We start from the raw sequence: 10,568 nt of genomic DNA, 5'->3' as shown, positions 1-10,568 counted from the left end.
CTGGAAAGCCGGGTAACGCGCCCGGCTCAGCCCGTCTCCAGGCGGCGGCGCGCCCGCCGCAGCAGCCAGCCCTGGAATCCCGGCGCCTTGTCGATCGCGGCCTGAAGCCGGCGCAGCTCCCCTTCCGCTTTCGACTTGGCCATGGCTGCCTCGACAGCCTGGCCACGGGCGATCTGGCGCTCCTCTTCCAGGCTGGCCAAGCGCTTGGCGACCACGGAGCCACCGCCTTCCGCCAATTCCCGCAGCAGGGCGCGCGCCTCCTGGAGCTCCTGCCGCAGCCGCGCGACTTCCCCCGCCGCCTCCGCGGGACGGCGGGTCTGGCTCTTCGGAATGCTCTTGGCGCGGCCTCTGCGCATGAATCCTCGCGATGATATCTCGGCTTCGAAGCGGCATACATGCCTGCCCCGACTCCGGGCCGCAACCGCCTCCGGCCCTATTCGATGCGGATGCCGGCCCGCTGGGCCAGCGCCGCGTAGCGTTCCGCCTCCCGTCGCACCAGTTCGGCCGCGTCCTGCACAGAGCCGCCACCGGGAATGAAGCCCGCTTCCTCCAGCCTGGCACGGTTGGCCGGGTCGCGCAGGGCCGCCTGCATCGCTTCCGACCAACGCTTCACCACGGCATCCGGCAATCCGGCCGGCCCGAGCAGCATGTACCAGACATTGATCTCGAAGCCGGGAAAGCCGCTCTCCGCCACCGTCGGCACATCCGGCAGGGCGGCGACGCGCTGCGGCAAGGTGACCGCCAGGGCGCGCGTGCTGCCCGCGCGCAGATGCGGCAGGTGCGTCGGCATGGTGTCGATGGCCAGATCCAGCGTGCCGGCCAGCAAGTCGTTCACCACGGGCCCCGTGCCGCGATAAGGCACATGGGTCATGCGGATATCCGCCGCCTGGCAGAGCATTTCCGCCGCCAGATGCTGCTGCGTGCCGATGCCGGACGAGGCGTAGTTGAGCTGACCGGGATGCGCGCGGGCGTATTCGATCAGGCCCTGGAGGTCGCGATAGGGGGCCTTGGCCGGAACCACCGCCACCAGCGGCACCGTGCCGGCCAGCGTGATGGGGGTGAAGTCGCGCATCTGGTCATAAGGCGGCTGCCGCATCAGGGGCCCGACCACCGCCTGGGTGCTGACCGTGCCCATCAGAAGCGTATAGCCATCGGGGCGGGAGCGCGCCGCCGCCGCGGCCGCCACGGTGCCACTGGCCCCGGGGCGGTTTTCGACCGTGACCGGCTGCCCGAAACTGGCCTGCAGGGAAGGGGCCAGCAGCCTGGCAATGATGTCCGTGCCGCCGCCAGGGGCAAATCCGACCAGCACGACCATGGCGCGGCTGGGATAATCGGCCTGGGCGAGGGCCGGCCGGGCCCCCAGCAACGGGGCCGAGGCCATCAGCCCCAGCGTCTCACGACGTGATACCATCGACGCTCCTCCGGGCGGGCGTTCCATACCCCGCTCTCCTGTCGACAGTTCACATCAGTGCAGGGCGCCCGGCAAGCCATCCGCGCGCCCTGGCGGCCACCTCAGGCCGCCAGCTCGTGCGACAGGGCGATCAGCTCGCGCGTATGCGGGTGCCGGGCCTCCCCGGCGCGGAGTTGCGCCGCGCTCAGCTCCTCGACGATCCGCCCCCCCTGCATCACCGCCAGGCGGCCGCAGAGATGCGCCACCACCGCCAGGTTGTGCGAGACGAGGATGCAGGTGAGCTGCCGCGCCTGCCGCAGGTCGGCCAGCAGGTTCAACACCTCCGCCTGCACCGAGACGTCCAGCGCACTGGTCGGCTCATCGAGCAGCAGCACGGCGGGATCAGCGATCAGGGCGCGGGCGATGGCGACGCGCTGCCGCTGCCCGCCGGACAGCTGGTGCGGGAAACGGAAGCGGGCGGTGCGCGGCAGCGCCACTTCGGAGAGCGCCCGGGCGATGCGCGCTTCGGCATCGGGGATGCCATGGATCGCCAGCGGCTCGGCCAGGATGCGGTCCACCGTCTGGCGCGGATGCAGCGAGCCATAGGGATCCTGGAAGACCATCTGGACCGTCTTGAAGAAGGCGCGGTCGCGCCGGGCGCCCAAGGCCTTGCCGCCGAGCGTCATCTCCCCCTGCCAGTCCGCGTTGAGCCCGGCGATGGTGCGCAGCACGGTGGACTTGCCCGAGCCGCTCTCGCCCACCAGCCCGTAGGTCTCGCCCGCGCCGATCCCGAAGGAGATGTCGCGCACCACGTGGCTGCTGCCGAAATGCACGTCGAGATGCCGGATGGAGATCATGCGCGCGGCTCCAGCCAAGCGGGGTCGCGGTCCAGCGTCGGCAGGCGGGCGCGCGGGTGGTCGAGGCTCGGCATGCAGTCCAGCAGGCCGCGGGTATAGGGATGCTCAGCCCGGTGCAGATCGCGCGCGGGCAGCTCCTCCATCACCTGTCCGGCATACATCACCGCCACCCGGTCGCAGAAGCGCGCGACCAGCGGCAGATCGTGGCTGATCAGCATCAGCCCCATGCCGCGGGCCGAGACCAGATCCTCGATCAGCCGCAGGATCTCCGCCTGCACGCTGGCATCGAGGGCGCTGGTCGGCTCGTCGGCGATCAGCATGTCCGGCTCCGGCGCCAGCATCATGGCGATCATCACGCGCTGCCCCATGCCACCCGAGATCTCGTGCGGATAGGCGTCCAGCACGCGCCCCGGCTCGCGGATGCGCACCTGCTCCAGCAGCGACAGCGCCACGTCCCGGGCCTCGCGCCGGCTGCCCTTCCTGTGGGCGAGCCAGGCCTCGGCGATCTGTCGGCCGACCGTCATCACCGGGTTCAGGCTGTATTTCGGGTCCTGCAGGATCAGGCCGATGCGGCCGCCGCGCAGGCTGCGCATCTGCCGCTCCGAGGCGGCCAGCACATCGATGCCGTCGAAGCGCAGCGCCTCGGCCGTCACGCGGGCCGAGCCGGGCAGCAGCCGCATCAGCGCCCGCCCCGTCACCGACTTGCCCGAGCCGCTCTCGCCGACGATGCCGAGCTTCTCCCGCCCGAGGCTGAGGGAGATGCCGCGCACCGCCCGGGTGAAGCCGGAGGGATGGGGAAAGTCCACGCGCAGGTCGCGGATCTCGACCAGGGGACGGTGGGGGGGCCGGTGGGGGGGCCGGTGGGGGGCCCTGTCGGGGGGGCCTGCCATGGCGCCGCTCACCGCTGCTTCGGGTCCAGCACGTCGCGCAGCCCGTCGCCCAGCAGGTTGAAGGCGAGGGAGGCGATGAAGATGGCGAGCCCCGGGATCACCGGAACCCACCACTGCTCCAGGATGAAGCGCCGCGCCGTGGCGATCATGGTGCCCCATTCCGGGATCGGCGGCTGGGCGCCGAGGCCCAGGAAGCCGAGGCCGGCCGCCGTCAGGATGATCGAGGACATGTCGAGCGTCACGCGCACGGTGAGCGAGGGCAGGCACATCGGCGCGACATGCCGCCAGATGACGCGCCAGGGCGAGGCGCCGGTCATCCGCACCGCGGCGATGTAGTCGGTGTTGCGGATGGTCAGCGTCTCGGCCCGCGCCAGCCGGGCATAGGGCGGCCAGGCGGTGAGCGCGATGGCGATGACGGCGCTCTCCACGCCGGGCTTCATGGCGGCGACGAAGGCCAGGGCCAGGATCAGCCGCGGGAAGGCCAGGAAGACATCGGTGACGCGCATCAGCACCTTGTCGAGCAGGCCCCCCGCATAGCCGGCGACGCAGCCGATGACGAGGCCCAGCGGCGCCACCAGCACCACCACGGCGACGACCATGCCGAGCGTGACGCGCCCGCCATGCAGCAGGCGCGACCAGACGTCGCGGCCCAGCTCGTCGGTGCCGAGCCAGTGCGCCGCCGAGGGCGGCTGCAGGCGGTTGGCCAGCGCCTGCGCGCCGGGATCCTGCGGCGCCAGCAGCGGCGCGGCGAGGGAGAACAGCAGCATGGCCAGCACGATGACCAGCCCGGCGACGGCGAGGCCGTTGCGCCGGAAGGCCAGCCAGAGCTGGTAGCGCCGGCCCCATTTCGCCTGCGCGCGCGAGGCCGGCGCATCGGAGAGCAGCCAGGCGCGCCAGGAGACGGGGGCGGAGGATGACGCGGACATGGGCTACCTCACCCTCGGATCGAGCAGGCGGTAGAGCAGATCGGCCAGCAGGTTGAGGGCGACATAGATCAGCCCGACCACCAGCGTGGCGCCCAGCACCGCGTTCATGTCGGCGTTCAGCAGCGAGACGGTGAGGTACTGGCCGAGGCCCGGCCAGGCGAAGATCGTCTCGGTCAGCACCGCGCCCTCCAGCAGCCCGGCATAGGTCATGGCCAGCACCGTCACCAGCGGCACGGCGATGTTGCGGAAGGCATGGAGCCAGACGATGCGCGCCCCCGACAGCCCCTTGGCGCGGGCGGTGATGACGTATTCGCTCTTCAGCTCGGCCAGCATGAAGGCCCGCGTCATGCGCGCGATATAGGCCAGGCTGAACAGCGCCAGCACCCCGGCCGGCTGCGCCAGATGCGCCAGCGCATCCTGGAAGGCGCCCCAGTCGCCGGCGAGCGCGGCGTCCAGGGTGAGGATGCCGCTGCGCTCCTCCACCATGCCCTCGTAGAAGATGCTCTGCCGCCCGGGGCCGGGCGCCCAGCCGAGCCGCGCGTAGAACAGCAGCAGCGAGAGCAGGCCGAGCACGAAGACCGGCAGGGAATGGCCGGCGAGGCAGAACAGCCGCACGCCCTGGTCGATCCAGCTTCCCTGCCGCGTCGCCGCCAGCACGCCGAGCGGAACGCCGATCAGCACCGCGAGAACGATCGCCACCGTGGCCAGCTCGAAGGTGGCGGGAAAGAAGCGGGCGATGTCCTGCGTCACAGGATTGGCCGTCATCACCGAGCGGCCGAGGTCGCCGCTCACGATCTGCCCGAGGTAGCGCCAGAACTGGATGTGGAGCGGCTGGTCGAGGCCGAGCTCCAGCCGGGCGCGCTCCACCACATCCGCCGGCGCGCGGTCGCCGACGATGGCGAGCACCGGGTCGATCGGCACCACGCGACCGATCAGGAAGGTGACGAGGGCGAGGCCGAGAAGGGTGATCGGCACGCTGGCCAGCGTGCCGGACAGCGCCGCCAGCCGCCGCCGCGCCGCGGAGGGGCGCCTCCGCGCCGGGGCGCCGCCGGACGGCACCGCCGCCCGGCCGGAGTCGGATGGCGTCATGCCTTGGTGATGTTCGTGTAGGAATGGCGGTCGTTCATCGGGCCCATGTCGAAGCCGGTCACGCCGGCGCGGGCGACGGCCACCTCGATCTCCTGCAGCATGATGACGAAGGGCGACTGCTGCTGGTGGTCCTTCTGCAGCGCCACGTACATCTCCGAGCGCCGGGCGGCATCCGTCTCCTTCAGCGCCGCCTCGGCCCTGGCGGTCAGTTCGGGGATGTCCCAGCTGGCGCGCCAGGCCAGGGTCTTGTTGCGGGCCTCCGGGCCGTTGTCCGGGTTCATGCTGAAGGCCTCCGCGTTGCTGTGCGGATCGAAGTAGTCCGAGCCCCAGCGCACCATGGCGATGTCGTGCTGCCGGGCGCGGGTCTTGGTGATGACCGCGCGCTGCTCGCCCGGCAGCATCCGCAGCCGGATGCCGATCTCGGCCAGATTGGCCTGGATCGCCTGGGCGATGTCGGATTGCGGCGCGGCGGAGCCGTAGTCGAAGGAGACCTCGAAGCCGTCGGCGAGGCCGGCCTTGGCCAGCAGCGCCTTCGCCTCGGCGGTCTTCCTGCTGAAGGGATGCTCCGTCACGGCGCCGGGCAGGCCCTCCGGCAGGAAGGCCTGGTGCACCGCGAAGGTGGTGGGCACGATGTTCTTCTGGATGGCGTCGTAGTCGAGCGCCAGCTTGATCGCCTGCCGCACCTCGGGCCTGGAGAGCTGCGGGTGCTTCTGGTTCAGGCTGAGATACAGCAGACTGGCCTTGCGGGCGGATTGCACCGTGTACTTGCCGTCGCCCTGCAACTGCTGGATCTGGTCGGCCACCAGGTTGCGGGCGATGTCGATGTCGCCGCGCTGCAGGCCGAGCAGCTGCGCCGAGGGATCGGGGAGGTGGCGGATGATGACGCGCCTGATCTTCGGCGCGACATTGCTGTGCGGGTTGGCGTCCAGGAGGACGCTCTCGCTCGCCTTCCACTGGCGGATGGCGTAGCTGCCCGAGCCGGCGGAATTCTGCTTCAGCCAGCCATTGCCCCAGTCGTCGCCCTGCGCCCTGGCCATCACCGCCGCCTTCTCCACCACCGAGCCGACGGCGGCGGAGAGGCAGTAGAGCAGGAAGCTCGGCGCCGTCGGCGCGGCCGTGCGCAGGACCACGGTGCGGGCATCGGTGGCGCGGATGCGCTCGGCCACATTCTCCCGGGTGAAGCCGAACTGGTTGATGATGAAGGCCGGCGACTTGTTCATCGCCACGACGCGGGTGAGGGAGAAGGCGACATCCTCGGCCGTCACCGGCTGGCCGGAGGCGAATTTCGGCCCCTGCCGCAAGGTGAAGGTGAAGACCGTGTTGTCCTCCGAGACCTCCCACCTCTCGGCCAGCTCGCCGACGATGCTGGAAGGGTTGGAATTCGGGGTGGTCACCAGCTTCTGGTAGACATTTCCGGCCAGTTCCGAGGCGGTGTACTCGAAGGCCTCGTGCGGATCGAGGCTGATGATGTCGTCGATCTGCTTGGCGAAGACCAGCACGCCGGGAGGGGTCTGGGCCGCCGCCCGGAAGGCGACGAGGGGCAGCGCCGTGGCGGCCGCGGTGGTGAGCAGCAAGGAACGTCGTGTCGGCATGGCGAAGTCTCCCAAGGCTTCCGGCATAACGCGGAGGCTAGACCATGCCATGGCTGCCCGGGAGAGGGGCATCATAAACTAAATGGTTCATTAACCAAGTACACTTTGTTCTATATGCGTGAGATTGCGCTGGCATCCGCGGCCGTTTTTCCGGTAGATCACGGATCTGTGAGTTCAGCGGCGCCAGCCTCCACTCTGGCGCCATGCCATCCGGGGTTCGCAGAATGCGGTGCCGATTCTCCTTCCTGTCCATCCTGGCCGCCCTGGCCTGCCTGACAGCCGCGCCGCCGGCCTTGGCCGAGCTCTACAGCGTGAACGTCACGGTCGATGGCGTCCCCGCCAGCCGCAGCTACACGGACGTGCAGGAACTCCAGTCCGTGCTGACGACGCGCGGCATCGCCAGCCTTTCTCCCCATTACACCAACGCCTCGGCGGTGCAGGGCAGCCTGTCGATCCGCGGGCTGGACGCGACGCTGTCCATGGCGCGCAACTCCCCGGAGATCCGGCTGATCGTGCCGCGGGCCGGCATCGACCGGACCTTCAGCGGCGCCACGCGGGAGGAGTCGCAGCGCCAGCTTCGCGCCTTCCTTGGCGGCAGCGGCGATGACGAGGCGATGTACGAGGTCGCCGACGCCCTGGTGGCGCGGACGCTGAAGGACCCCATCGCGGGCAATCCCGGTTCTCTGCTGGGCCAGTCCATCGCCGCGAGCCACGCGGCCGGCATCCAGCCGCCGGGCGATCTCGGCACCCTCGCGCCGCGCGCCGCAGGCTGGCATTTCGGTTCCGGCTTCGAATTCCAGTCGCAGCGCGTCGGCGGCACCGCGCGGGCCTATGGCCTGCCGCTGGCCGCCTCCTACACCTTCGGCGCGGACGGGCCCGAGGCCTATCTGAGCCTGCCGCTCGCTCTCAACGAGCTGGAGGGCGCCCGCGCCTATATGGGCTCCGCCGCGCTCGGCCTGCGAATTCCGCTGATCCGCGGGGAGGCGGTGCGCTGGGCCCTCTCCCCTGCCTATCGCTACGGCGCCGCCGGCTCCTACGACTCCGGCAATGTCGCGGCGGCGCATGGCCCCTCGCTGACCAGCGACCTGCGCCTGGCGCTGCCCGCCGGCCTCACCCTCGGCATCGGCAACACCTACGCCTATGCCGCGACCCGCCCGCTGGAGGTGGGCAAGGCGCGGATCGACTACCGCCTCGACAACAGCTTCTACCGCAACGGCGTCTGGCTGGCGCGCGGCCTCGGCACGCTGGCGGGGCGCCCGGTGACGGTCTCGGCGGGCGTGACCGACACGCGGGTGGCCGGCAGCCGCTTCGCCGTGCCGAGCTGGCAGGAGTACCGGCTGAGCCTGAGCCTCGGGCGGGAGGCGCCGGTGAGCGCGACCCTCGCCTACACGGACGGCCGCGCCGGCTACAGCGCGTGGCATCTCGGCCTCGCCATCGCCTTCTGAAAACCCGGCCCCGGGACACGAAAGAATCCAGGCCAACGGGTCCGGAACAAACCTCCCGTCAACCATTCCGCTTCATCCTCGCAACCGCAGAGAACTTCAACGGAGGGCCAAAAAATGGCTCAGTTCATCACCGGGGCTTCCGGCTTCGACGCCAATGGCAGCCTGATCTTCAACGCCCTCGGCGCGAGCTTCACGATCGTCTCCGCCTCGGCGAGCACGATCCGCATCGGCATCAGCTCGGCCGCCGTGCCGGACGGCATGCTGGAGATCCAGGGCTCGAACCTGAACCTGATCTCCTTCGGCGGCACCGTCGAGCGCTTCATCGAGTGGCATGGCGGCGAGGCCTATCTGGACATCAGCGGCCTCGGCCTGACCTTCCGCGAGGTGCTGAGCAGCAACGGCCTGCGCGCCCTGGCGAACAGCCTGACCACGGGGGACGACCACCTGTACGGCGCCGCCGCCGCCGATCGCCTGAATGGCGGCCTCGGCGATGACGTGCTCTTCGGAGCCGCCGGGAACGACACGCTGTCGGGCGATGCCGGCAGCGACTTCATCGATGGCGGCGCGGGCTTCGATGTCGCCACCTTCGCCGGCAGCGCGGGCCAGAGCGTCGTCACCTATCGCGGTCCCGTCGTCACCGTGACCAACACCGCGACGCATTCCGTCGATCACCTGATCAATGTCGAGCAGCTGCGCTTCAGCGACAGCGTCATCGATCTCTCCCACCTGCCCGGCTTCGATCCCCTGGCCTACCTCGCCAGCAACCCGGACCTGATCGCCCCGCTGGGCGGCAGCGTCGAGGCTGCGGCGCTGCATTTCGCCGAGAACGGCGCGGCGGAGGGGCGCGCGGCGGCGAGCTTCGATGCGCTGCGCTACCTCGCTTCGAACCCCGACCTCGCCGTCTTCGGAGATGATGCCACGGCGGCGATGCGGCACTACGTCCAGTTCGGCGCGCAGGAAGGCCGCCCGCTCGATGGCTTCAAGGCCATGGAGTATCTCGCCTCCTATGGCGACCTGATCGGGGCGATGGGCGCCGACACCACCACGGCGACGCGGCACTACCTCCTCTTCGGACGGAACGAGGGCCGCGCCGCCGATTCCTTCGACAACGCCGCCTATCTGGCCGCCAACACCGACGTGCTGGCCGCCCTCGGCCCCGACATGGACGCCGCCGCCGCGCACTATGTCCACTTCGGCCATGCCGAGGGGCGCGCCACCAGCTTCGATACGCTGAACTACCTGGCGGTCAACACCGACGTCATCGATGTCCTCGGCACCGATCCGCGTGTTGCCACGCTGCATTATATGCAGAGCGGGTTTGGCGAGGGGCGGAGCACTGGCGGCTTCGATGTGGTGGACTACATGGCCGCCAACACCGACCTGATCGACGTCCTCGGCCCGGACCTCCAGGCCGGCCTGCGCCACTGGGTGCAGAACGGCCATGCCGAGGGACGGCTGACCGAGGGCTTCAACGCCGCCAACTACCTGGCCAAGTACACCGACCTCCAGGACGCCTTCGGCACCGACCTGGAGGCCGCGACGCTCCACTTCGTCACCATGGGGCATGCCGAACACCGCAACGACATCATCGTCTGACCGGCGGGGGCATCCCCGCGGCGCCGCCGGGGCCGGAACAAGGCCCTGGCCGAAACCGCCGCGCCGTGCCATCCGGCCGGCATGGAGTACTGGCAAGACTTCGTCGCGGCGCCTCCCGCCACGGCGGCGCACGACACCGACTATCCGGCGCCCCTGCCGGATGGCCGCTTCCTGATCCTGCCGCTGCGGGATTACGGCGAGGTGGCGGTCGCCGGCTTCATCGCCAACCAGGCCGCCTTCTCCGTGCTGCATCCGGTCTGCGGCTGGATGGCGGAGGCGGCCGCCCCGCTCCGGGCCGAGGTCGTGGTGGGGCTGCCCACCCTCGGCCATGTCCTCGGCGGCCCCGTGGCGGAACGGCTCGGCCACCCGAACTGGGTGGCGCCCGGCTATTCCCGCAAGCGGTGGTACGACCCCGAGCTGTCCGTCCCGACATCCTCCTCCACCGCGCCCGAGGCGCGCCGGATGTGGCTGGACCCGCGCCTGCTGCTGCGCCTGACGGGCCGGCGCGTCCTGCTGGTGGACGATGTCATCAGCACCGGCAGCTCGGCCCTGGCCGGCCTGGCGCTGCTGCGCCGGGCGGGGGTCGAACCCGTGGGCCTCTGCGTCGCCATGGCGCAGGGCGACCGCTGGCGGGCGGACTGGCCGGCGGGGCTTCCGGTCGCCGCCGCCTTCGCGACGCCCCTGTTCCGGCGCCGGCCGGAGGGCTGGGTACCGGATGCGGCGACGCGGCCGGCGGGTCTGTTGTCGCCCTCGCTGGCCGCCGGGCCGAACGCAGGCTAGATC

General features: G+C 70.7%; 10 protein-coding genes. 3 read left to right on the top strand and 7 right to left on the bottom strand.

Going from position 1 to position 10,568, the window contains the following annotated elements; genetic code table 11:
* Window positions 1-26: 26 nt before the first annotated feature.
* The 7 genes from D9598_RS16875 to D9598_RS16845 all read right to left on the bottom strand — a co-directional run bounded on the left by D9598_RS16875 (window position 27) and on the right by D9598_RS16845 (window position 6,744).
* The gene (locus D9598_RS16875) at window positions 27-356 is read right to left on the bottom strand and encodes a hypothetical protein (protein ID WP_198367703.1); all 330 of its coding nucleotides are present in this window, start codon (window positions 354-356) and stop codon (window positions 27-29) included.
* A 77-nt stretch (window positions 357-433) separates the two neighbouring features.
* A complete protein-coding gene (locus tag D9598_RS16870) occupies window positions 434-1,411 on the bottom strand; it encodes a tripartite tricarboxylate transporter substrate binding protein (protein ID WP_198367702.1) in 978 nt (325 codons plus the stop codon).
* A 101-nt stretch (window positions 1,412-1,512) separates the two neighbouring features.
* Window positions 1,513-2,247 (bottom strand): ABC transporter ATP-binding protein, encoded by a 735-nt coding sequence (locus D9598_RS16865; RefSeq protein WP_198367701.1) that lies wholly within the window; start codon window positions 2,245-2,247, stop codon window positions 1,513-1,515.
* A complete protein-coding gene (locus D9598_RS16860) occupies window positions 2,244-3,137 on the bottom strand; it encodes an ABC transporter ATP-binding protein (protein ID WP_198367700.1) in 894 nt (297 codons plus the stop codon). Before D9598_RS16860 ends, D9598_RS16865 begins: the two co-directional genes overlap by 4 nt.
* Before the next feature lie 8 nt (window positions 3,138-3,145).
* Window positions 3,146-4,063: a nickel transporter permease gene (gene nikC / locus D9598_RS16855; protein WP_198367699.1), complete on the bottom strand. Its 918-nt coding sequence runs from the start codon at window positions 4,061-4,063 to the stop codon at window positions 3,146-3,148.
* A gap of 3 nt (window positions 4,064-4,066) precedes the next feature.
* Window positions 4,067-5,152: an ABC transporter permease gene (locus tag D9598_RS16850; protein ID WP_198367698.1), complete on the bottom strand. Its 1,086-nt coding sequence runs from the start codon at window positions 5,150-5,152 to the stop codon at window positions 4,067-4,069.
* Complete coding sequence (locus D9598_RS16845; RefSeq protein ID WP_198367697.1) at window positions 5,149-6,744, bottom strand: ABC transporter substrate-binding protein; 1,596 nt, start codon at window positions 6,742-6,744, stop codon at window positions 5,149-5,151. The genes D9598_RS16850 and D9598_RS16845 overlap by 4 nt, the downstream gene beginning before the upstream one ends.
* A 224-nt stretch (window positions 6,745-6,968) precedes the next feature.
* Between D9598_RS16845 and D9598_RS16840 the strand changes: the two genes are divergently transcribed.
* The 3 genes from D9598_RS16840 (at window position 6,969) to D9598_RS16830 (ending at window position 10,565) form a co-directional block, all read left to right on the top strand.
* Window positions 6,969-8,189, top strand: coding sequence for a hypothetical protein (locus D9598_RS16840; RefSeq protein WP_198367696.1), 1,221 nt, complete (start codon window positions 6,969-6,971; stop codon window positions 8,187-8,189).
* 114 nt (window positions 8,190-8,303) lie between these two features.
* On the top strand, window positions 8,304-9,785 hold the full coding sequence (locus D9598_RS21515) for a calcium-binding protein (RefSeq protein WP_198367695.1): 1,482 nt from the start codon (window positions 8,304-8,306) through the stop codon (window positions 9,783-9,785).
* An 81-nt stretch (window positions 9,786-9,866) separates the two neighbouring features.
* On the top strand, window positions 9,867-10,565 hold the full coding sequence (locus D9598_RS16830) for a phosphoribosyltransferase (RefSeq protein WP_198367694.1): 699 nt from the start codon (window positions 9,867-9,869) through the stop codon (window positions 10,563-10,565).
* The last annotated feature ends 3 nt before the right edge of the window (window positions 10,566-10,568 follow it).

The organism is Roseomonas sp. KE0001 (assembly GCF_016107285.1).
Lineage (GTDB): Bacteria > Pseudomonadota > Alphaproteobacteria > Acetobacterales > Acetobacteraceae > Pseudoroseomonas.
The sequence above is the reverse complement of the archived record's forward strand: the minus strand, read 5'-3'. Positions and strand labels throughout refer to the sequence as shown.

What these genes read in the sequence shown, in the direction of transcription:
- D9598_RS16870 (WP_198367702.1), bottom strand. Translation starts at nt 1,411, where the DNA reads ATGGTATCACGTCGTGAGACGCTGGGGCTGATGGCCTCGGCCCCGTTG.
- D9598_RS21515 (WP_198367695.1), top strand. Translation starts at nt 8,304, where the DNA reads ATGGCTCAGTTCATCACCGGGGCTTCCGGCTTCGACGCCAATGGCAGC.
- D9598_RS16875 (WP_198367703.1), bottom strand. Translation starts at nt 356, where the DNA reads ATGCGCAGAGGCCGCGCCAAGAGCATTCCGAAGAGCCAGACCCGCCGT.
- nikC (WP_198367699.1), bottom strand. Translation starts at nt 4,063, where the DNA reads ATGTCCGCGTCATCCTCCGCCCCCGTCTCCTGGCGCGCCTGGCTGCTC.
- D9598_RS16845 (WP_198367697.1), bottom strand. Translation starts at nt 6,744, where the DNA reads ATGCCGACACGACGTTCCTTGCTGCTCACCACCGCGGCCGCCACGGCG.
- D9598_RS16850 (WP_198367698.1), bottom strand. Translation starts at nt 5,152, where the DNA reads ATGACGCCATCCGACTCCGGCCGGGCGGCGGTGCCGTCCGGCGGCGCC.
- D9598_RS16840 (WP_198367696.1), top strand. Translation starts at nt 6,969, where the DNA reads ATGCGGTGCCGATTCTCCTTCCTGTCCATCCTGGCCGCCCTGGCCTGC.
- D9598_RS16830 (WP_198367694.1), top strand. Translation starts at nt 9,867, where the DNA reads ATGGAGTACTGGCAAGACTTCGTCGCGGCGCCTCCCGCCACGGCGGCG.
- D9598_RS16860 (WP_198367700.1), bottom strand. Translation starts at nt 3,137, where the DNA reads ATGGCAGGCCCCCCCGACAGGGCCCCCCACCGGCCCCCCCACCGGCCC.
- D9598_RS16865 (WP_198367701.1), bottom strand. Translation starts at nt 2,247, where the DNA reads ATGATCTCCATCCGGCATCTCGACGTGCATTTCGGCAGCAGCCACGTG.